19 protein-coding genes are annotated in these 23,537 nt (G+C 30.8%); 11 read left to right on the top strand and 8 right to left on the bottom strand.

Annotated elements, in window-relative coordinates; all coding sequences use genetic code 11:
• Positions 1 to 341: 341 nt before the first annotated feature.
• From ACFQ1O_RS04240 to ACFQ1O_RS04205, 10 genes are all read left to right on the top strand, one after another.
• Positions 342 to 1,274: an RHS repeat domain-containing protein gene (locus tag ACFQ1O_RS04240; RefSeq protein ID WP_377713687.1), complete on the top strand. Its 933-nt coding sequence runs from the start codon at positions 342 to 344 to the stop codon at positions 1,272 to 1,274.
• Entirely contained in the window at positions 1,274 to 1,957 is a 684-nt protein-coding gene (locus tag ACFQ1O_RS04235; RefSeq protein ID WP_377713685.1) for a hypothetical protein, read from the top strand. Before ACFQ1O_RS04240 ends, ACFQ1O_RS04235 begins: the two co-directional genes overlap by 1 nt.
• 211 nt (positions 1,958 to 2,168) lie before the next feature.
• Positions 2,169 to 2,432, top strand: a complete 264-nt coding sequence (locus ACFQ1O_RS04230; RefSeq protein WP_377713683.1) for a hypothetical protein — start codon at positions 2,169 to 2,171, stop codon at positions 2,430 to 2,432.
• Between the two features lie 280 nt (positions 2,433 to 2,712).
• Entirely contained in the window at positions 2,713 to 2,910 is a 198-nt protein-coding gene (locus tag ACFQ1O_RS14695; RefSeq protein ID WP_449301289.1) for an IS1/IS1595 family N-terminal zinc-binding domain-containing protein, read from the top strand.
• 226 nt (positions 2,911 to 3,136) lie between these two features.
• Positions 3,137 to 6,484, top strand: coding sequence for an RHS repeat domain-containing protein (locus ACFQ1O_RS04225; protein ID WP_377713681.1), 3,348 nt, complete (start codon positions 3,137 to 3,139; stop codon positions 6,482 to 6,484).
• 8 nt (positions 6,485 to 6,492) lie between these two features.
• The gene (locus ACFQ1O_RS04220; RefSeq protein ID WP_377713679.1) at positions 6,493 to 10,455 is read left to right on the top strand and encodes a DUF6443 domain-containing protein; all 3,963 of its coding nucleotides are present in this window, start codon (positions 6,493 to 6,495) and stop codon (positions 10,453 to 10,455) included.
• 4 nt (positions 10,456 to 10,459) lie between these two features.
• Positions 10,460 to 11,017: a hypothetical protein gene (locus tag ACFQ1O_RS04215; RefSeq protein WP_377713677.1), complete on the top strand. Its 558-nt coding sequence runs from the start codon at positions 10,460 to 10,462 to the stop codon at positions 11,015 to 11,017.
• A 218-nt stretch (positions 11,018 to 11,235) separates the two neighbouring features.
• Entirely contained in the window at positions 11,236 to 11,529 is a 294-nt protein-coding gene (locus ACFQ1O_RS14690) for an IS1/IS1595 family N-terminal zinc-binding domain-containing protein (protein ID WP_449301288.1), read from the top strand.
• A 5-nt stretch (positions 11,530 to 11,534) separates the two neighbouring features.
• Positions 11,535 to 11,912 carry an IS1 family transposase gene (locus ACFQ1O_RS04210; RefSeq protein ID WP_377713675.1) on the top strand — a complete coding sequence of 126 codons (378 nt, stop codon included), beginning with the start codon at positions 11,535 to 11,537 and terminating at the stop codon, positions 11,910 to 11,912.
• Between the two features lie 64 nt (positions 11,913 to 11,976).
• Positions 11,977 to 12,633 carry an HAD family hydrolase gene (locus ACFQ1O_RS04205; RefSeq protein WP_377713673.1) on the top strand — a complete coding sequence of 219 codons (657 nt, stop codon included), beginning with the start codon at positions 11,977 to 11,979 and terminating at the stop codon, positions 12,631 to 12,633.
• Here ACFQ1O_RS04205 and ACFQ1O_RS04200 read toward each other — a convergent pair.
• The 6 genes from ACFQ1O_RS04200 to gdhA form a co-directional block, all read right to left on the bottom strand.
• Positions 12,622 to 13,296 carry a LytR/AlgR family response regulator transcription factor gene (locus ACFQ1O_RS04200; RefSeq protein WP_377713671.1) on the bottom strand — a complete coding sequence of 225 codons (675 nt, stop codon included), beginning with the start codon at positions 13,294 to 13,296 and terminating at the stop codon, positions 12,622 to 12,624. The genes ACFQ1O_RS04205 and ACFQ1O_RS04200 overlap by 12 nt on opposite strands.
• Entirely contained in the window at positions 13,293 to 13,973 is a 681-nt protein-coding gene (locus tag ACFQ1O_RS04195) for a sensor histidine kinase (protein WP_377713669.1), read from the bottom strand. Before ACFQ1O_RS04195 ends, ACFQ1O_RS04200 begins: the two co-directional genes overlap by 4 nt.
• A gap of 613 nt (positions 13,974 to 14,586) precedes the next feature.
• A complete protein-coding gene (locus tag ACFQ1O_RS04190) occupies positions 14,587 to 15,729 on the bottom strand; it encodes a methionine aminotransferase (RefSeq protein WP_377713951.1) in 1,143 nt (380 codons plus the stop codon).
• An 87-nt stretch (positions 15,730 to 15,816) separates the two neighbouring features.
• Entirely contained in the window at positions 15,817 to 17,838 is a 2,022-nt protein-coding gene (locus ACFQ1O_RS04185; protein ID WP_377713667.1) for an FG-GAP-like repeat-containing protein, read from the bottom strand.
• 36 nt (positions 17,839 to 17,874) lie between these two features.
• Positions 17,875 to 18,963: a hypothetical protein gene (locus ACFQ1O_RS04180; protein WP_377713665.1), complete on the bottom strand. Its 1,089-nt coding sequence runs from the start codon at positions 18,961 to 18,963 to the stop codon at positions 17,875 to 17,877.
• 203 nt (positions 18,964 to 19,166) lie between these two features.
• Positions 19,167 to 20,510 (bottom strand): NADP-specific glutamate dehydrogenase, encoded by a 1,344-nt coding sequence (gene gdhA / locus ACFQ1O_RS04175; RefSeq protein ID WP_377713664.1) that lies wholly within the window; start codon positions 20,508 to 20,510, stop codon positions 19,167 to 19,169.
• 201 nt (positions 20,511 to 20,711) lie between these two features.
• Between gdhA and ACFQ1O_RS04170 the strand changes: the two genes are divergently transcribed.
• Complete coding sequence (locus tag ACFQ1O_RS04170; protein WP_377713662.1) at positions 20,712 to 21,512, top strand: THC0290_0291 family protein; 801 nt, start codon at positions 20,712 to 20,714, stop codon at positions 21,510 to 21,512.
• Positions 21,513 to 21,765: 253 nt separating this feature from the next.
• On the opposite strand, the gene ACFQ1O_RS04165 is transcribed toward ACFQ1O_RS04170, so the two are convergent.
• Together ACFQ1O_RS04165 and ACFQ1O_RS04160 are read right to left on the bottom strand one after the other, a co-directional pair.
• Positions 21,766 to 22,320 carry a hypothetical protein gene (locus tag ACFQ1O_RS04165; RefSeq protein ID WP_377713660.1) on the bottom strand — a complete coding sequence of 185 codons (555 nt, stop codon included), beginning with the start codon at positions 22,318 to 22,320 and terminating at the stop codon, positions 21,766 to 21,768.
• Positions 22,321 to 22,322: 2 nt separating this feature from the next.
• A complete protein-coding gene (locus tag ACFQ1O_RS04160; RefSeq protein ID WP_377713658.1) occupies positions 22,323 to 23,462 on the bottom strand; it encodes an ATP-binding protein in 1,140 nt (379 codons plus the stop codon).
• Between the last annotated feature and the right edge of the window lie 75 nt (positions 23,463 to 23,537).

Raw genomic sequence — 23,537 nt, 5'->3', positions numbered from 1 at the left:
TACAATACAAATATATGAATATAATCATAGAAATATTATGTTTTATATCATTATAGTCATATAAAAAAGATAAAATTTGTCACTATAGTCATAAAAACAATATATAAACATATTGCTATAGTCATATATTACCTTCAAACAAAATCACTTAATATTATGATAATACTTATTAGAATTATAATATATGAAAAACGCTTGAAACAGCTGTAAATATTGATAAAAACGCTAGGAAAACAACTACTAATTATTTACTTTTACACCACGTTCTTTAACATAGAAAGCAGTATAAATATTGTAGCTATTATAGCTGGTTTTCGTTAGCAGTGTAATACTCCTTTGGCTTGAAACATAACTATGGTGCTAATAGTCCTTTAAGCGTTGTCAACGACGTTCATCCTTATGGGTATAATGGAGTTGAAGAATCTGATGAACTAGGTTATAATATGAATGAGATGCTTTTTAGACATTATGACCCAGCTATAGGTAGGTTCGCTGGAATAGACCCAATAATACATCATAATTATTCTCCTTACCAAGCATTTGATAATAGTCCCGTATTTTGGTCAGACCCAAGCGGAGCAGATGCTGTATATAATTGGGATGATGGTAAATATTATGATAATGGAAATGAAGTTTCATTTGCTGATGCATTAGCTAGTCATGGATATAATTCAGATGGCAGTAAAAAGAAAAAAGATAAAGAAAAAAATAAGAGTAACACAGAAGAAGCTTATATTCAAAGGCATCCAGATAAAATAGACTTTAATAACGTTAATACTGAGGCTGAGAAAGAAAACTTCCTAGATAGAGTAGTAGAATGGTCTGGTTGGGTTAATAAATTTGGAAGTAAAACACAGGTTAGACCAGGTACTATGATAGATTTTTATACTGAACCTAAGGTGGATAAATCATTTAGTGAAAAACTTTGGGATTTTATTGATGGTTTAGGAGGAGTTAACACAGATGATGATCATAGTGTCAAATTAACTGATGGTCAAGGAAACTTCGTGAATATAGGGTATAATTTAATTGTTCAAGAAAAAGGTCAATGGTATGCTGCTGAGCAAGTTTATTTTGAACATAATTATGATGGACAATTTAAATATCATAGAATATCTATAACTAACGGTTCTGCAAGGCAAGGTGGGAGACCACCAGCAATAATATTTATGAATTTTGTAGGACAAAATGACAAATTTTATCAAGAAATAAAAAATAGAATTTTATCATATAAATACGAAAGTGTTAAAATAACACCTTACAAAAAGAAATAATGAGGTATATCAAGATAATCATATTAATTGTTTTTATGTCTAGTTGTTCTAATGGCAATAGAATAAAAACTTTTGAAAATATTTTAGGACGAGATAATGATAAGTCATTAAAACTTGTTGTTTCTGATTTTGAAAATATTTTTCTAAAGAATGAATACCCAAATTTATCTATTGAGGGAGCATATAAGGCTTTTTTAATTGATGTTATAAATGAGAAAGATGGTCTAGAAAATAGGCTAGATAGAAGTAAACAAAGATTTGAAAATAGTAATTTAAAGTTTGATATTTATAGCTATGTTGATTCTGTATGGATTGAAAAAGAAGAAAAATTGATTTATCTAAAATATAAATACTTAAACAGTAAAGGGGTATTCAGTTTTAGAGAAAGTCAAGTAAGTTATAATCATGACAAAGAATCTAAAGAACATTTACTTATAGATTATTATAAAACATGGGTAGATATAAATTATAATGGAAAATATTGGATAGCATTAAAAGCTATTTCAAGCGAAGACCCCTTTATCAACCATTATATGAAAATGACTAACTCAGTAGGACTTATTCAACCTAATATCCTAGCAAAGGAGATGTTAAGTAGAGATTTAAACTATTCTGATTATTTTATAAAGAGGATTATAGCTACAATGATAATTCCTAAATCTTTTCCAAATAAAAAGAAATAACACCAAACAATAAAAGCAGCTCACTCTAATACAGTGGGCTGTTATACTTTATCACCCACCCCTCACAACCAACATCCCCTCTCCTTTAAATGTTTAAAGAATGGATTTATTCTTACAAATTGAGATTTTGTATATTCGAGGTATTACGAACTATAAATAAGTAAATTCTTATAATTTTTATATATTAGTTACATATTAAATTTTAAAAATTATGGAAAGATACACTGAGTTAATGTCACAATTAAGAAGTGATTTAAAAAAATTAGCTGAAGCTACTTATAAGAAGGAAACTACCTCTTACGATTATAGTCGATTAGAACGTAGATTTATAGATGTAGCTAATTTCAATTTTGATGTAACAACTATCGGGGTAAATGGAATCCCAAAAGGGTTGGAAAAGGAAACGAATGATTATTTAGAAAATGAATTTAATAGAATAAGAGAGTCAATAAAATTAGCTCATAGTCTCCTTTAATATTAAATTACTTTAGAACTTTGAAAATAAAACTTGTAGCCACCTTCAGGTGTCTTTTTACACTTTAAAATTTAAATAATTCTACAACTTCTACATGGTAACGGTGCAGGTTAGTTGATGAATAAAAGTCAGTTTTAAAGAACTGTAAAACAGAGAGGTAGAATGTTAATTTAGTTTTGAAAAGGTGTGCTTTGGTACACCTTTTTTATTTGAAACGCATTTTAAAGCCTTAAAATACGTTTTTTAACCTTCTTGGTGCAGAATAGTTGATAGATAATATATGAATTGTAGGTTGTGTAAGGCTAAGGCCGTAAAAAACGGAAAGCAGAAAAATGGTAGGCAACGTTATTATTGTAAAATTTGTAGAAAGAGTTTTCAGGGCAGTTATTTTTATAATGTCTATGGTAATAATATTAATAAATCAATTTATAAATTATTAATAAGTGGTGTTGGAATTAAGAGTTTTAGAATTGTTTGAGATATTAACGATGTTTAAAACAGTCTAAATGTTTTATGGTAGTTATATTTTATAAGCAAGTTAGTAAATAGATAGCTAAAACCAAATAAAAAAATATGTGTTCAAATATTAGCTTCATTAAAAAAGGTGATTTAAATTTTATACCTAAATTTTGTGTATAATAGTTTACATAAATTCTGTAGTTTTGTCAATATTACATTTAGGTAATTGCCTACAAATCTAAATTATGAAAAAACTATTTTTATTGCTATTACTTGGTAGTAGCTTATTTGGTCAAGAATTGCCCAAAATTATTCCACCATCTCCAGAGGCTACTTCTTTGGGTAAGTATGTAGAGGTTCCTGTGTCCCATTATACAGGTATGCCAAATATTAGTGTACCCATACATAATATTAACTTAGATGGTAAAACAATACCTGTTAATTTATCGTATCATGCAAAGGGTATAAAGGTAGAAGAAATAGCCTCTAGAGTAGGTTTAGGTTGGGCACTAAACACAGGAGGTGTAATTACTAGGCAAATTAAATGGAAGCCAGATGAAAAAAATGGAGCACAAATAACTAGTTATTTACAAGGAGATCATTTTGTTCATTCTTATCAGAACACTCCCGCTGGTGTAGAAGCAAGAAATAAAATGTATAATTCTGCAATTAATAAAGATTTTGATTATATGCCCGATCAGTTCATGTTTAATTTTATGGGCTATTCTGGCAAATTCATCATAGATCAAAAGACTAAAAAACCGATTCAGTTTGAGTTTTCAGATTTAAAAATAGAACGAGTTGGTAATGCTTTTGATAGTTGGGTAATTACCACTCCCGATGGGTATAAGGCCTATTTTGGTAAATCGTTTATAGGTAGTAGAACGGCAAAGGATCGAGAGAAAACACTCAATAGTTATATGTTTGATACGGTTATTCACCCGCCTCTTGAGTTTATCCCTTCTGAGCCTATTACCGCTTGGTATTTATTAGATGTTGTAAGTCCGCAGGGCAATGTTGTATCTTATACCTATGAAGAAGAGACCCCTATTTACTTAAGAAGGAGTTATGATATAATGACAAAAGTCAATGAGGGATTTAAACATCCGAGATCCTATTTTTCAAGAGTACAACCAACACAATATCAAGTAAAAGAAATAACCTTTAAAGAAGGTAAAATTGTATTTGAAAAGAAGACTACACCACGAGAAGATTTACCTGGAGCCTATGCTCTTAATAAAGTTAAAGTATATAGTGGTAGTTCTTTAATAAAGGGGCTTAAGTTTAATTACAAATACACCCAAGCAGTTAATTCTAATGATGGTAATTCGTTGCAATACATGATAGATAATGATGCATCAGGAGCTAAGCGATTGTTTTTAGATTCTATTGACACATTTGGTGCAAACGAGAATACTTTTTTAGCACCCTATAAGTTTACTTATAACGAGACCAAATTACCCAATAGGTTTTCTAATTCTCAAGACGTTTGGGGCTATTACAATGGTAAAAACAATGGGCCGTTTTTAACTTTTTTAAATTATCAGAATCAGGTAATCGATAGAAAAGTAGACACTTTAAAAAATAAGGCTGGAATTTTAACAAAGGTAGAATATCCTACAGGAGGGTTTGCTCATTATGAATATGAAACCAATAAAGCAATTCCCCCTTCATATTTTAAAGGACTATTGTTTAACAATCCCAATCCATTAGTAGAAAAACATGAAGGATTAATTAAGGATCCTAGTAAGTGGAATGGATCTTATTACGAGTCTACCAATTTTTTTGAAATCAAAGCACAAACGTTTAATCTTCCAACAACTCCTTTAAGGAGTAATATAACTATTTTTCCATCAGACAATTGTAGTTCTACAGAAGCAATGATAGATTGTGCTTACCAAATTACCTTAATTAACCAGCATAATAATGTAGTTGGTCAATTATTTAAAGGAAATAATACATTAACATTTGCTCCAGGTCTGTATAAAATTAGAGTAAGACCTAGGGGGCAAGAAAACCCTAATAGTCATGAAGATAAGTTTTTCTCTGTAGCTTTAAGATGGTTCGAGCCAACTCAAGAACAAGCAGATCATAGTATTTTATTTACCTCTGGAAATAGAATAAAACAGACTGTTTTAGAAGATGGGCATGGCAATAAAATCATAAAGAAATATGATTATAACCAACCCGGAACCAATATAACCAGTGGTAAGATTTTCTCATTACCAGCTTATTATGATGTAGAATTTAATGGTAATTACTATACTTTGCACAATGATTTTTATGCAGGAGCTAGGCCTGGAAGTCCTATGAGCTATCATCAAGGGAATCATGAAGGCTATGAATATGTTACTGAGTATGTTACCGATGTAAGCAATGGCAATTATGGTAAAACAGTATATAATTTTACAACCATTCCAGATGGAGGAGAATTTTATACATTTCCTTTTTCATTACCAATAGATAATGAATGGATGAGAGGTAAACCAATAAGTATAGAATACTATAAAAAAACGAACAATGGTTATTCTTTACTAAAATCTACTAAAAACACTTACAGTGTTACATCGCAATCAGGAACACAGTATTCTTTAACTCCAGAGATGAATGAAATAGTACATATAAATACTAATAAGCTCTATTTACAACCATTAATGCTTCATAAAAGGTCAGATTCAGGAGATCCTATAGATCCTCAAAATCCAAATATTTATAAGTACTATTATATAAGAGGCGAAGCCCAACATTTAGCACAAACCACCGAGACCAATTACTTTGATGATAATACCTTTTTAAAGACCGAGACCAAGTATTATTACGAGAGTGATAAGCACTATTTGCCTACTAAAACAGAAGTAACAACCAGTACTGGAGATAAGATGATAACCAAGACCTTTTATCCAGACGATATTACCAGCGCTAGTTCTTTAGCCAAAGGCGATGCTTTTACCGCAGCAGAATACACAGCTATAGACAAGTTAAAAAAGAGAAGCTCAAACACTTCAAGCAGTTTGCACAGTTTACACAGACCAGCTACACCTGTACAAACAGAGTCGTATGAAGTAGCGTCAAACGGTACAGAAAGACTGTTATCTATTCAGCGTAATTTGTTTGCACAAGACCCTACTAGTAATTTACTATTACCTAGTATTGTGCAATCTTCTAAATCTACAGATGCATTAGAAGATAGGTTAATCTATTTAAAATACGATTCTAAAGGTAATCCTTTAGAGGTTTCTTTAAAAAACGGGATGGTTGCATCTTATATATGGGGTCATAATAAAACCATGCCTATAGCTAAAATAGAAAATGCTTCGCATGAAGAAATAGCAGCAGCTTTAGGGGTATCATTAGAAACTTTAGAAAGCTATGGAGGTAATACAGCATTTATAGGTATGTTACGCATTAATTTACCCAAAGCAATGGTATCTACCTATACTTATAAGCCCTTGGTTGGTATTACAAGTATGACAGATCCAAGAGGTTATAAGACTACTTATGAGTACGATGAGTTCAATCGATTAAAGTATGTAAAAGATGCCGATGGTAATATACTATCTGAGAACCAATACAAGTACAAAAATCAAAACTAATAAAGGAGATGAAAAAGTTATTATATACACTAATGCTTGTTGTTCCTGCATTAGTATTAGGACAGAGTACGAACCAGAACTACGTAAAGAGTACTACCTTTAATAAAGAAATAAGAGAGCAGGCAACTACCATAACTAATCCAGACGGAAGTACAACAGTTATAAAAAGTATTAGTCAAGCTACTGAAAATGATAAAATAGAGCAGGTTACTTATTATGATGGTTTGGGTAGGCCAATGCAATCTGTTGCTCATAAAGCAGGAGGAAACGGTTTAGATATTGTTACTCATATAGCATATGATAATATAGGCAGACAAGTTAAAACATACTTGCCTTATGCAGCTACTCAGTCAAGTACTCCTTTAGCCTACAGAACAGATGCTTTGGCAGCTACAAACACCTATTATCAAACCAATTACGCAACAGATATAGATGCTGTACCCAATCCTTTTTCTGAGATAAAACATGAGGCTTCTCCTTTAAACAGGGTTTTAGAACAAGCAGCTCCTGGTAAGGATTGGAGTTTAAGCTCTGGGCATACGATTAAGTTCGACTATCAGACTAATATTCTTGATGAAGTTAGAAACTATGGAGTATCTTTCATAGATAACGATTATAAACAACCCAAGCTTATTTATAAGGGTAATTATGCAGCTAATGAGTTGTACAAAACCATTACAAAAGACGAGAACTGGGTTCCAACAGATAGCTTAAACAAAACTACAGAGGAGTTTAAAGACAAGTTAGGCAGGGTTATTTTAAAACGTACTTACAACAATGGTATTAAGCATGATACCCAATATGTATATGATAAGTATGGTAATTTAACCTATGTATTATCTCCTAAGGGTTCAGATACTGTGCTAACTACGAATCAATACTCAGATTTTAATAAAAATATTTCTCCTTACGATTTTATAGCACCTGCAAGATATGTACCCAATTTTGCAACAGGAACAGCAAGTATTGTTTTAAATGGCAGAGCTTTAACTTTGAATTTAAATGTGCAATTTGCATCACCTATTTCTTTAGATTTAGGTACAATTGTACAATTACCTATATCAGTTCCTAATGCAGATTTTAACACATCGGGTAATTTAAATGGTTATAATTTTAAAATAGAGAATGGGTATTTAACTTTATCATATATAGCACCATCCAACTCAAGAAGGAGGTCTTATCCAGAGATGTCTGCTATTACAGGTACATTTACCATTCAATTACCAGAATATAGTGTTCAACAAGATGTTTTAGATGGTTTGTGTTATCAGTATCATTACGATAAAAGAAATCGTTTAATCGAAAAGAAAATTCCACAAAAAGGATGGGAGTATATTGTATACGATCATTTGGATAAACCCACTCTTACTCAAGACCAAAACTTAAAAACACAAAACAAATGGTTGTTTACCAAATACGATGCTTTTGGGAGAGTAGTTTATACAGGCTACTATAATTCTTCACAAAACAGATCGGCACTGCAAAGTATTTTAAACAATAGAACAGGTAATCACGAAGTAAAAGAAACATTCAACAATGCCATAAACAATTCTAATTGTTATTATTCTAATAAAGCTTTCCCGAATGAGAATATCGATTTATTAACTATTAATTACTACGATAATTATACGTTCGATACGGTATTGCCATTAGCAAGTACTGCTATTTTTGATGAGAATATAACTACTGAAACTAAAGGTTTAGCAACAGGATCTAAAGTACGTGTACTAGGAACTACTAATTGGATTACTACTTTTACTCAGTACGATAAAAAAGCAAGAGCTATTTATATAGCGTCAAAAAATGAGTATTTAAATACTACCGATATTGTTAAAACCGATTACGATTTTATAGGTAATGTATTAAAAACAGAAAGTTCGCATACCTATGGTAGCAATGCAGCCATTGTAACGATAGATGAGTTTACTTACGACCACCAAAACAGGTTGCTAACTCAAATACAAAAAATTAATAATGCTAACCCCGAATTATTAGTTAGCAATTTATATGATGCACTGGGGCAATTAAAAGAAAAGAAAGTAGGTAATAGTTTAGCTTCTCCATTACAAAATGTAAACTATAGTTATAATATAAGGGGTTGGTTAAAACAAATTAATGATGTAGAAACCCTAGGAAACGATTTGTTTTCTTTTAAATTGAATTACAATACCGTAGAAGGCGGTTTAACAGGATCTACCCCTAAACTATACAATGGTAATATAGCACAAACCATTTGGAAGTCATCTGCTGATAATGAAAAAAGAAGTTATGCCTATAACTACGATGCTTTAAACAGAATTACATCTGGGCATACCCGAAAAGGAGCTAGTTTAACTACCGATATGAAGTTTGATTTGTATGGTGTTGTGTACGATAAGAACGGAAACATTTTAGATTTAAAAAGAAATGGTTTAACGGATGCTATAGATAATTTAGATTACAACTATAAGTATAATCAGTTAACTAAAGTAACAGATGCTATTACAGCCAATACAGAAGGTTTTAAAGATGGCGCTACTGATGCAGTAGAATACGAGTACGATATAAATGGCAATATGACCTCTGATGCTAATAAAAAGATTACCTCTATAGAGTACAACCATTTAAACTTACCTACAAAAGTAACTTTTAGAAATAACAATGCTTCTGTTACTGGTGCAGGAACTATAGAGTATGTATACGATGCTACAGGAGTAAAATTAAAGAAAGTAGCTAAACAAGCGGCTTTATCTAGCGGCACAAGTACTTTTTATGCCGGTAACTATGTTTACAAGCAAGCTACCGGGCAGTCTGCCACTACGTTAGAGTTCTTTAACCACCCAGAGGGTTATGTAGAACCTACTAGTAACCCACAAAGGCCTTTCCAGTACATTTACCAGTATAAAGACCATTTAGGTAATATTAGGCTATCCTATGCAGACGATGATAATGATGGTAAGATAGACGTTTTAAGAGGTACTACAGATGTAGATGGTGATGGAGATCTTAAAAACGAAATAATGGAAAACAAAGCCTACTACCCATTTGGACTGCAACATAACTATGGTGCATCTAGCCCATTATCTGTGATTAGCGGTAGACAACATAAGTACGGTTTTGGTGGAAAAGAATATCAAGATGAATTAAGTTTAGATTGGTATGATGTATCTGCTAGAAACTATGACCCAGCTCTTGGTAGGTGGATGAATATTGACCCGTTGGCTGAAGATATGCGTAGGCATAGTCCTTATAACTTTGGGTTTGATAATCCAATTTATTTCCAAGATTATGACGGGATGGCACCTAGTGCTCCACAAGATGATTATATATTTAAAAAGCAAAGCGATGGTGCTTATGTGTTTACTGGTCAGATAATCAAAAACGACCAACCTGATAGAGTAATATTACAGGATGAAAATGGTAAAGAATCAGGCAGGCATACTTTAAACGACCAAGAGAACGATGGAAAAGCAATTAAAGATGGTTATATTACTACTGCTCATGTTGTTTCTGAAAAATCAATAAATAACGAAGCTAATTCTGTTATTAAAGATAAAGGGGATGAAGGAAGATACAGTTATATTGAAAGAGAAAGTAGACCTCATGGAAGCGAAGCTAAGTTATCAGACAAAACTAGTACAGGAAGAATGGATTTCACAGCATCTAGTAGTTTAGTTAAAACAGGAGATTTACATATTCCTGAGGGAAGCAATACAGCATTTAACGACAAAGATTTTGGTAACTTTTTATGGGGGCACGTGGGTAAAAAACTAGGCTTTTCATTGGGAGTTTTAAAAGTTGGAGCTCACGCAAACAATTTCTTTAATGGAGCAACCGATAACCCTGGAATTGAAGATACAGGAATATTAGATTCTGTTGATGATCAAAATGCTATAAAGGCAGGATTCTATTATCCAAAAAGAGGGTCAAGCCCAAGTATTTATTCTCCTAATAATGCAGGAATGTTAAAACCATGGGAATTTAAATTATAGTTATATGAAGTTTTATTTATTTATAGTCTTTTTTGTTGTTTTAATATCTTGTAATAAAAATCAAGATAAGTCCAATAATAGTTTAGAATTAATAAAATCTAGTAATGTTACATTATTTGAAGATGTATCGATAGAAGCTAGAAAAATAGTTGAGGGTAAGCACATATCTCCTTTTTTCAAGAAGTATAAGAATGGTAAGGAATATTTATTACCTAATTTTGAGTACTACGGCTGTAATATTGAATTAGTTAATTGTCTAAAAGAAAATACTAATAAAAAGTTTGATATTATTTCTTATGCTACTTCTAAAGGTAAAGACAGTTTAACTGCATATGACTTTGTCAATGAATACTCTAAAACTGTTAATACTGAATTTGAAAAACTAAATATTAAATCAATAGTAAGTAAACCTAATATTGGGGAATGTGTTATATATTTTATTAATGAAAAAGAATATGTAGCCTATGTCCCAGATATAAATATGGTGAAAAACACTAATTGGAGAAATAGATTCAATAAAAAGAAGCCAATAGATAACTTTTGGTATCAAGGAGAGTACTAATTAAGTATGAAAACCACCTTTTTAAGGTGGTTTGGTAATGGTGCAGATTAGTTGATGAATAAAAACCGGTTTTAAAACACTGTAAAACATAGGGATAAGGTGTTAGTTTAGTTTTAAAAAGGTGTGCTTTGGTACACCTTTTTTATTTGAAACGCATTTTAAAGCCTTAAAATGCGTTTTTTTAACCTTCTTGGTGCAGAATAGTTGATAGATAATATATGAATTGTAGGTTGTGTAAGGCTAAGGCCGTAAAAAACGGAAAGCAGAACAATGGTAGCCAACGTTATTATTGTAAAATTTGTAGAAAGAGTTTTCAGGGCAGTTATTTTTATAATGCCTATGGTAATAATATTAATAAATCAATTTATAAATTATTAATAAGTGGTGTTGGAATTAATAAAACAGCAAGGTTTTTACAAGTTTCAAAAACAACTGTTATAAAGAGAATAAAAGCGATGTCATTATTAATAAGCAAACCTAGTTTAAGCGAAAAAATCAATATTATGAATTAGATGAAATGCGAGTTATTGTAGGTAATAAACAGCGAGAAGCTTGGGTAATCTATGCTATTAATCGTTATACAAAAAGAATTATAAATTTTGCTGTAGGCAGAAGAACAAAACGTAATATATCAAAGGTTACTAAGTCTGTATTACAGCTAAATCCTAAAAAAGTATTTACAGATGGTTTGATGATTTATAAAAGTTTAATTCCCAAAAACAAGCACAACACAAGAAAAAAGAACACTACTATCATAGAACGCAATAATTTAACATTACGTACAGATTTAAAACGGTTATCAAGAAAAACAATTTGTTATAGTAAAAATTTTGAAATGCTAGAATCTGTTGTTAAATTATATTTTTGGGGAGATCAGTTTAATTATAAAATATAGATAATCGAAAGTTTTTAATTAATTAGGTTAAAGTTTCTTATATTTTGCAGTTAAATATTAACACATGCAAAAAACGAAACTTTTAATTTTCGATATAGATGGTACGTTGGTAGATAGCACTACAGCTTATCACAAAGTAGTAATTAAAGCTATGCAAGAAATGGGATTTGTTACTATAGACACCAATTTTAATGCTCTAAAACATCATACAGATAGTTATGCTTTGTTGTTTAATTATGAAAAGAATTTTAATCAACGTTTTTCTGAAGCTTTACTAGACGATTTTGAAGAGTTGTTGGTTAAATATTTAAAAAAGCAGTCACCTACCGTAGAAATTAAAGGAGCTAAGCAAAGTATAGAAGAATTGAAAAAATCAGAATATGCTATTGTATTTGCAACTGGTTCTTTGCCTAAAGCTGCGTTGCTAAAAATGAAAGAAGCGGGTATATGGATAGATCCTGAAGTGTTAGCTACATCTAAAACAAGTTTTACTAGAGAAGGCTTTGTTTTAGAAGCTATTGGTAAGGCTAAAAGTTATTATAATGTTACTGATTTTGAAAAAATTATTGCAGTAGGTGATGGTGTTTGGGACTTAAAGACGGCTCAGAATTTAGATATAGACTTTATAGGAATAGGAGCTAAAAATAAAGAATTAATGGAGCAAGAAGGAATGCAGCACTGGTTTAAAGATTTTACCAATTTTGACTTGTCAAAGGTTTAATTTTTCCATTAAAATAGCTTTGTAAGCTCTACCAATGGGCATGCTAACTTCTTTCATGAATAATTGATTTCCGGATATTTTAGTGATATAATTACTATTGATTATAAACGATTTATGTGATCTAATAAATTGGTTTGAAGGCAGTTTTGTTTCTAAGTTTTTTAAAGATTCTAAATAAGAAAACTTAGTTGTAGTAGTAACTACCGTTACGTAGTTTTTTTCAGAAAATATATACTTAATGTCTTTTAATTGTATTTTATGTATGGTCTTATCTACATTAATATAAATGGTTTTTTCGGTGCTAATTTTATGATTGTTTTTCTCCACTTTATTAACAGATTTTAAAAATCGATTAAAAGAAAAAGGCTTTACTAAATAATCTGTAATTGTAGGTAATTCAAAACTGGCTACAGCATAATCTGGGTAAGCAGTTGTCATAATTACAGCTGGCGGATTATCAATAGTTTTGATATAGTCAATTCCTGAAATATCAGGAAGATTAATGTCTAAGAATAAAATATCAATCTTATGGTTTTTTAAAAAGTCATTAGCGTTCATTGCACTGTTAAATACTTTCAAAACAGTTAAGTTGGGTATTTTATTTATATAATGTAATAATACCTTTTGAGCTGGGATTTCATCTTCTATAATTACACAAGTCATTCGGTAGAATTTAAATTAATTTCAAGCTTTACAATAAATAAATCTTCAGAACTAATATTTAATTGATGTTGTTTAGGATATAATAAAGCTAATCTTTTTTTAAGATTTTCTAGTCCAATTTGCCCTGAATCCTTTAGTTTATGTTGTTGGAAACTATTACTACATTTAAGAGTAATAGTATTACTGTTCGTCTCTATTTCTATTACAATATCACTATTTGTAGCACTGTGTTTAAAAGCATTTTCAATAATTGTAATAAGTAATAATGGAGCGATAGTAAGGTTTAGGTTGTTAATATTCGTGTTGTATACAATGTTTTTAACTCCAGAAGTTCTTAATTTTTGAAAAGCCATATAATTGTCTATAAACTCAATCTCTTCTTCTAATGGTACAAAAGTGTGATTGCTGTTGTATAGAACATGTTTCAAGTTGTCTGAAAGCATTAGGAGTAATTCTGGAACTTCATTAGGTTTCTCTAAAGAATAAGAGTAAATAGTGTTTAAGTTGTTTAGTAAAACATGAGGGTTAATTTGTGACTTTAGAAACTTTAATTCCATTTTGGTATGTTCTTTTTTTACAGTTTCAATTTCTTGTTGTTTTTCTAAATTTCTAAATAACATCCAGATAAACGAAAAGAATATAAGTGGTACAATAGTTTGCCATAAATAGTCTGACATACATTTTAAAATTGTACAGCCACACTTAGTAAATACATTACAATATAATTGAGTTGCCAAAAAAGAAATACTACCAAATAAAAAAGCATAAATAATAAACCAGCGTTTTTTAATAAAAAAAGGTAGAAGTATTAGATCGTTTATATAAACAATACTCATTAAAATGAGTAAATATTGAATAAACGGATTTTGAGTCCAATAATAATCCGAAAATACTAATAACGATACACAAGTAAATAATATCCAAAAAAGAAGGTGGATAATAAGTTTTATTAAAAAAGGTTTTTTTAAATACATATACTGTCTTACAGAGTGAAGATACAAATTCTATTAATAGTTATTATTTGTAAAGTATAAACAGTAGTTAAACTTATATGAATAACCTTATAGTTTTGTAAATAGAACTTTTTTAAACCAAAAAAACCTGAGTAAAACTCAAGCTTTTTTGGAATTTCAAAAAGAGATTGTGTAATTTTTAGGGTTTCTCTTTTTAAAGTAACAGTAATTAATTTTTTGGGGATTAAGTCTGTTTGTTTATCTATTGTAAATATAATACGAATTTACCGTTCATTTAACAAAAATGTTGTGAATGTGTTAATTTGTGTTGTAAGAATTAAATAGAGTTAATAATTGTTGCGGCTTTTTCTAAAGTTTCGTTCGTTTTTGCAAAACAAAAACGAAGTACCTTGTTATCTAGGTTATTTTCATTGAAAACTGAAAGTGGAATAGCTGCTAATTGATGTTCGATAGTTAGTCTTTTAGCAAAATCAATATCTTTTTCTAGGGTTATATTACTGTAGTCTAAAACTTGGAAATAGGTACCTTTAGCAGGTGTTATTTTAAAGCGAGAGCTTTTTATTAAGCTTAAAAAGAAGTCTCTTTTTTCTTGATAAAAAGCAGCTAATTCTAAATAATGATTAGGTTCGTTTAAATAGGTTGCTATAGCTTTTTGCATTGGGTGATTGGCACAAAAAACATTAAACTGGTGAACTTTTTGAAATTCGTTCATGAGTTCTTTAGGGGCGCAAGCATATCCTAATTTCCACCCGGTATTATGAAATGTTTTTCCAAAAGAAGCTACAATGAAACTGCGTTCTTTTAATTGAGGAAATAAACAAGCACTTTGGTGCTGTTCTCCATCAAAAATAATGTGTTCATAAACTTCATCACTTAAAACGATAATGTTTGTATTCGCTACTAGTTTTTCAAGTTCCTCCATATCTTTTTGAGAAAAGATAGAGCCACTTGGGTTTTGAGGAGTGTTTATAATGATCATTTTGGTTCGATCATTTATTTTTTGCTTTACTTCTTTCCAATTAATTGTATAACTAGGAGCTTCTAGTTGTACAGATATTGTTTTTCCGCCGTTAAGAGTTATTGTTGGTTCATAACAGTCATATGCAGGTCTAAAAATAATGACTTCGTCATCCGTTTTAATGAAAGTACTGATGGCAGTGAAAATAGCTTGAGTTGCACCTGCTGTTACTGTTATTTCGGTTTCAGGATGATAATTTGTTTTGTATAATAGATCAAATTTTTTAGCAATTGCCTCTCTAAGTTCTAGTAAACCTGCCATTGGGGCATATTGATTGGCTCCGTTATTCATTGCTTTTGTAACTAAATCATTTAATTTAGAATCGCTTGGGAAATTAGGGAAACCTTGAGATAAGTTAATAGCTTGGTGCTTATTTGCCAAAGCACTCATTACGGTAAATATTGTTGTGCCTACATTTGGTAGTTTAGACTTGTGGTTAATCATGTTTTAATTCTAATTAGTGATTACAATATAAAATAAAAGAGCTGCATTTACGAATGCAGCTCTTTTATTTTAAGTCAAGTTTTATTATTTTTTTATAAACTGGTGTTTCAGTAATTTATTTCCTTCTTGTAATGTTAAGAAATAAGTTCCTGATGCTAAATGACTAACATTAATAGCGTTATTTTCGATTTTAAAATTATAAACCCTTCTTCCGTTGATGTCAAAAATTAATGTTGTAACATCGCTTAAATCTACATCGGTAATTTGTATAAAATCTGTAGTAGGATTAGGGTAAATAGCTTTATTGTCAAGAATAAAATCAAGTACATTTAATGTGCTGCCCTCAATTACATTGTGAGTTTGATTAATTCCAGGGTTAGTGATTGTGTCTGTGATTCCAGAAGGCCACTTAATTATAATTTGAGTAATGGCTGTTTCTGATCCTAAACCAAAATGTGTGGTTAGACTGCTCATGTGTCTAAATCCATTACCCGTAATTACATCTCTAATTTGCATGCCTAAATTAGCTGTATAAACTTCAACTCTGGCACCAATACCATTACTGTTACTCTGTACTCCTTGAGTGTTTATTTTTACCCAGTTATGGCCACTATTGCCATCGTTCATGTAAATACGATCATTACTATTGTATACATCTAGAAAACCATCGTTGTTTAAATCGCCAACTGCTCCCACAGAAAAACCAACATCTATAGCGGTAAAGGTCATATCTTGATTGTTCAACATAATAGTATTATCTGCTGTAAAAAGATCTAAAAAACCATCGTTATCAAAATCATGAGTTATATGTTCTATACTAGTGCCTGTAAAAGTGTCTAAACCTGTTCCGGTTGTACTATCTGTAAAAGTACCATCATTATTATTAGTCATTAATTTATGCTGTCCATCTATAAAAGAACTAGCTCCTACAAAAAGATCTAAATCACCATCGTTGTCGTAGTCTCCCCAAGCCGATGACCAAGTTTGAATGGGATCACGTAAACCAGAAGCAATACTTACATCTGTAAAAGTTCCATCACCATTATTTCTATGCATTTCATTATGCCTGGCATCTGCAGAAGCACCCCCGCCATTACATTTAGCTAAAAATAAATCTACATCACCATCATTGTCATAATCAACCCAAGAAGAAGCGTAATTTCCGCCTGTTGGAGAATCTCCTAAACCTCCTTGATTGTAAACTAAAGTGTTGTCAACTCCATTATTTAAATAATATACGTTTGGGTCTACATCATGACAAACGAAAGCATCTAGATGCCCATCGTTATTAATGTCAACAAAATTCGATCGTTGAGAAAAAATGTATTCCGGATTAGAAGTTACTGTGTATGCAGTTCCTGTAGCGTTTGAAGCAACAAAAGTTGCACCATTACCTCCACCATACAGTAAATCATTAAATCCATCTTTGTTAAAATCACCTGCAGCTATGCTCCATGAGGGTACATCGTCTGCTGTAGCTGTTGCGATATTAGTAGTAGTAAAACCACCTCCAGCTTGTTGGTAATGTATGTTTAAGTTGTTGTTATCTACTGTAACAATGTCGTCTAAATAATCGTTATTCATATCAACAACACAGTTTTTATATTGTCCTGTAGCACCTAAAGTAGATGAAGTAAATGTTATTGGGCTTACAACAATTGGAGCTTCGGTTAATCTAAAGTCAAAATTATTAGTGTTATTAACCCAATAATTATCAAATACTATATAATATGTTGTTCCGTTAGTGACATTAAAAGTATATGTTGATAAAAAACCGGTAGCACTATCGTCATCACCTCCAATACAAACTAGGCCAGCACAGCCTCCAGAGCCGTTATAAACTTGTATTCTTGTGTCTTTTCCAGCGCTGTTTGGTAAATCTGTGGTAACGGTTACTGTAGCGTCTGTAGTAGGGGTGTAAGTATACCATTCTCCGTTATTTCCAATATTGCCATCAAAACAAGAAGAAGTAACTGGTGTTCCGTCAAAAACTCCTACTGAATAAATAGTATTGGCTACTATTGTACTTGCAGAAGTACAATCGTTTTGAGCACTTACGAGAAAGCTGCTCAGAATAAAAAATAAAAAAAATGTAGTTTTTTTCATGGGTTTAGTGTTTTATATTTTTAATATGTGAGTTAATTATGGGCAAACTGTTTCTAGAGAGTTGATCCAATCTTCCATTAAAAGAAGTCCTTCTTCATGAAGAATTGTACGTCCTATTAATGGCATTCTAACAGATTCATTTGTAGTGTTCATTCTGTAGAATAAAACTGAACGATTGGTTCTAGTAGGTGATACAATATGGGTAAGTGCATTATTAATATTTTCATCTGGAACAATACATTCACCGTAATTGTCAGGATTGGAAGTTTCGTTAAATGCTAAACGAATAGGTCTGTACGAGCAATGTGCATCTTGTATATGGCAATGAGCACAATTAATATCTAGGTATGAACGAGCTCTTAAGTCTAAAGAATTAGAAGTGTCTTTCCAGTTTACAACAGTTTCTATTTCAGATGAAGTTGGTAAGTTGGCGTTGTCTAAGTATCCAAAAGAAGCTAGTTTTTCTAATTGATTAATATTACCATCATCATAAGAATAATTGCTATTGATATTTTGTGGTTTTGTTCCTATAGGTGTAGCGGTATTACTTATTTTATGGCAAACTAAACATTCTGCGTTACTAGGAATTCTATAGGTGGTAGATTTTGTTACAGAACCTTCTACCCATTCTATATCTAAAGTACTACCCTCTGTGTCTAATAAAGCTTCTGTTTGATCGTTATTCCATATATAATTAGCAAAAATCCATTCGGTTTCTTTTCTAATCATTAATCTAGTTTCTATGATTTTTGTAGTGTTTGAGGGAAGAACATTATTGTAATAAAATGTCTTTATTAATATTGTTCCGGTGGGAAAATTTAACGTTTTATAGTCATTAGTATAGGTAGCTTTAACATCATCGGGCATCCATACAAAACGTTTTTTAAGAGCGTAATCTGTAAATAAAGAATTAATGGGTTTATATGGTAAAACTCCGTAAACAGGATTTTGATCTTTTATATCGCCTTCGAAAAAATTGTATTCAGATAGCGAATTGTATGGTACTGTTGAAATGTCAAATACAACAGGAGAAACTGGAGCGGGAACATAATCGTTACTATCGTCAGATTTACAAGAAAATAAAAGTGTGAATATGAGTGAAAGAATGAAGTAGCTTTTTTTCATTTATAAAAGAGTTGGGTTAGTAACTTGTAATTTCTTAAAAAGAATAGATTTCCTTTCAAGATATAGTTTTTTTTAGACAAAACACCCTTATTTTTAGACAAAATGTTTTTTTAATCGATAAAATAACACTATGTCTTTTTGTTGTAAATAAAAAAAGGATGCCTGTTAAGACATCCTTTTTAAAAATATATTGTAAGTAATAATTATACTACCCCTTGAGCTAGCATAGCATCTGCTACTTTTACAAATCCAGCAACATTAGCTCCTTTTACATAATCAATGTAACCATCTGCTTGTGTTCCGTATTTTACACATGCTTCATGAATATCGGCCATAATACCTTTTAGTTTAGCATCTACCTCTTCTCTTGTCCAGTTAAAACGTAAAGAGTTTTGAGACATTTCTAAACCAGAAGTAGCAACACCTCCGGCATTACTTGCTTTACCTGGAGCAAATAATACTTTTGCATTTTGTAATACTTCAATAGCTTCTGGAGTTGTTGGCATATTAGCTCCTTCAGCTACACAAATAACACCATTAGCAACTAAAGTTTTTGCTTCTTCTGCGTTTAATTCGTTTTGAGTAGCACATGGTAAAGCAACATCGCATTTTACAGACCATGGTCTTTCTCCTTTAAAGAATTTAGCATTAGGGTACTTTTCTACGTATTCGTGAATTCTACCACGCTTAACATTTTTAAGTTCCATTACGAAAGCTAATTTATCAGCATCAATACCTTCTTCGTCATAAATATATCCTGAAGAATCAGATAAAGTAACAACTTTACCACCTAATTCAGTAGCTTTTTCAGTAGCATATTGAGCAACATTTCCTGATCCAGAAATTGCAACAGTTTTTCCTTCAAAAGAATCTCCTTTAGTAGCTAACATACTTTGAGCAAAGTAAACATCTCCATAACCGGTAGCTTCTGGGCGAATTAATGACCCTCCATAAGATAAACCTTTACCAGTTAATACTCCGGTAAATTCGTTACGCAATCTCTTATACTGACCAAACATATAACCAATTTCTCTACCACCTACACCAATATCTCCAGCAGGTACGTCTGTGTTAGGACCAATATGTCTAGATAATTCAGTCATGAAGCTTTGGCAAAAGCGCATTACTTCTGCATCTGACTTACCTTTAGGGTTAAAGTCAGATCCACCTTTACCACCACCCATAGGAAGTGTAGTTAAACTATTTTTAAATACTTGTTCAAAAGCTAAGAATTTTAAGATGCTTAAGTTTACAGAAGGGTGAAAACGAAGTCCACCTTTATATGGTCCTATAGCAGAATTCATTTCTATTCTGTATCCTTTGTTTATCTGAACTTCTCCTGAATCGTCAGTCCAAGGTACACGGAACATTAGAACTCTTTCTGGCTCAGTCATTCTTTCTAATAACTTAGCTTGATTGTAGTGAGGGTTTTCTTCAATAAATGGGATTACAGTTTCTGCAACTTCTGTAACAGCCTGTAAAAATTCTGGTTCGTTGGGGTTTCTTTTATCAACAGTATTGATAAAATTCTTAATAGTATCGTTCATGATTCTTTTAAATTAAAAATCTAATTGTTTCAAAACGTAATTTTACGTTTTTGTCAAATTTTCACAAATATACAAGTATTCATTATATGGCAATGTCTTTTTAACTTTAAAATGAGTATTTTATACACCTTAATTGATTTAAATTTTTTTCTTACTTCAGTTTTTATATATTTGTTTTTTAAAGCTTAAGATAAATTAAGGATGATAAATAGAAAATTATTATTGCTATTAATAATAGCTCTTTCTGTTCAAACAATAAAAGCTCAGTTAGGGTTTTCTCATGAAGTAGGAGCAATTGTTGGACCTGTAGCTTTTCAATCTGATTATGGTGTAAATCAAAATTTCGATACCAACAAAGGTAATGTAGGTATAGGTATAGGATTGGTTCACTATATTAACTTTGCTTATAGAGCCGATTGTAACTGTTATACTAAAGACACTTATTTTAACGATCACTTTAAACTTAGAAATGAAATTTCTTGGAATAAAACTAAATTAAATCATTTTGGAGAATGGACTCACGGAGAATCACAATACTCTAGAGCCCTTATTGGTACTGAAGGAACTGCTACTGTTTTAGATATTGGATCTCAAATAGAGTATTTTCCGTACAGTATTCGTGATTTTGCAGCAGGAGGTTATTCTTTTGCTCCATACGTTAGCTTAGGAGTTCATTACAATAGTTATACGCCTAAGTTCGAAAAAAATGCAGAAGCGCAAGCTGTAGAGGCATTAGTTGCAACTCCTGCTAATTTGCAAGATGAAACTTTAAATATATGGAGAGCAGAAAGCTATACTCAAGAGCAAGCTTCTACTTGGTCTATAGTTTGGAGTGTAGGTACACGATATAAACTAACACCTTTATCTGATTTATTAGTTGATTTAAGATGGCAATATTATTTTTCTGATTGGGTAGATGGTTTAAATCATAATGGACCAGCCGATAAGAATTATGATTGGAATTTATGGTTGAACTTTGGTTATGTTTATTACCTAGATTAATAAAAAAGTAAACTAAAAAAATATATATAAGCTAGAGATAAATTCTCTAGCTTTTTTTATATGAGGTGTTTTTTTCTAAACTTAACAAAATTGGTAGGTTCATCAAAGCCTAGTTTTCTTGAAATTTGATTAGTACCTAAGCCCAAATGCTGTTGTCTTTTTATTTCTAGAGTAGTATTATCTATAATGCAATCTTTAGCAGTTTTGTTAATGTGTTGCTTGCAAATAGTATTTAAGTGCTTGTATGATATACCTAATTTTCAGCATAAAATAAGGTATTTCTTGTGGTATTATTGTCTACTAAAAATTTAAAATGATTAAAAAATACTTCAGATTTGTTTGTAGAGTTTTTAAAAGAATAACTTTTATATACTTTTAATAAAAGTCCAACTAAAGTATTTTTTATAATAGTTAGGTCTATTACCTCCTCATTGGTTTTGCATTCTTTATAAAGGTTTAAAATAATACTATAAAAATTTTCTTTTGTTGTTAGAGGAGTTGGTTTGTAGAGCCAGTAGTTAAATAATTTTTTATGGTTTAAGAATTCTGTATGATTAGATAGTAATTCTATTTCTGTAGGACTTATTTGTATTATAAATCCATCTTCTTTTTTGCTATAATTAAAATTTAGTAACTGATTTTTAGAAAGTAGAAAAATACTGTCTTTTTGGTAAGCTATTTTGTTAAAATCAATTGTAATAAAACCTTTTCCTCGTGTAAAATATAAAATACTATAATTGTTTAATTGAGTTATTTTTTTAGGGTTAAAATCGGAAAGTCGCAAACAAGATATAGTATTTTTTTTCATTTTTAATGGTATTTTATTTTACGTAAAATTCTAATAACTTCTTTGTATTCTTGGTATAATTCTTCAGAATACCTTTTGATATAGGTTTTAGCTTCAATTAATTTTTGCTTAGCATCTGTAAAGTCGTTTAATTTTAGAATTAAACTAGTTGATGGTAAATTTAAAACATCTATTTTTTCGTTTTCGGTTAATGATAATTTATTTTTCAACTTATTTATCAACGCAGCATTGGCATTGTATATGTGGTGTAAGGCCTTTTTGTCGTATTGAGGCGGTTCAAAAATGAGTTCGTTGGCAATGTTGTAATTTCCGTTTTCAGAAAAATGTATAATGCGTTTTTCAAGAGGATACCTTTTTAGGTTATTGTTAATGCCTAGTGTGACATATTCAACAATAATAAAAGAGTTTTCATTGTAATGAATAGCAACTTCGTCTAAAGCAGAGTAAAATAGTTTAACTTGTTCGGTGACCATTTCTATATCAACTCTAGAGTAGAATATACCTTCTGATGTTTCTTTTTTTCTTCCAGACCAACATACAACGAATTGTTCTTTAAAAACTTTGTAATGTGTATCTCTGTTTTGATGTTTTTCTCTAAAAGAAATAACAGAATCTAAAGTGTGTTCAATATTGTTTTTAGCACTTTTTTCAATTTCAAATACTATTGTAGAGTTGCGATCTTCTAAATCAAAATCTTCTTCCATTAAAGAAGAGTTGCTTCCTATGCGTTTGTATATATAGCCAGAATAATATTTTAAAATAGATTTTTTAAAAAAAGATTTTTGCCAGGAGGTTTTGGCTTTTACAGTAACCAGCCCAAGTACTTTGTTTTTTGGTAAACTAGGAAAAGGAATGTTTTCATAAAGTATAGAGGGGGGATTTCTTAAATAGGCATTTATAAGGTTTTGTATTTTACTGTCATCAAAAAAATCAACACCAGTTAATTTGTTGTCGCCATCTTCTACTCCAACAACTATATACGAATTGTTTGCTGGATTGGCGTTAGACAAAGCACAAATATGCTTTAAAAACTTAGCCTTTCCTTCTTTAGAATGTAAATTCAATTGCCGCTTTTTGTCATAAAAGCTATTCTCATCATTGTAGGTGAGTAATTTTTTTATAAGCAATCGTTTGTTAATCATTTATATAAAAGGCTAAAGTTTCCTTAAAACTATTCATTTTTAACCAATTTTTAACAAGATGTATTGGCTATTTTT

Source organism: Pseudofulvibacter geojedonensis (assembly GCF_042675745.1).
Lineage (GTDB): Bacteria > Bacteroidota > Bacteroidia > Flavobacteriales > Flavobacteriaceae > Pseudofulvibacter > Pseudofulvibacter geojedonensis.
The sequence above is the reverse complement of the archived record's forward strand: the minus strand, read 5'-3'. Positions and strand labels throughout refer to the sequence as shown.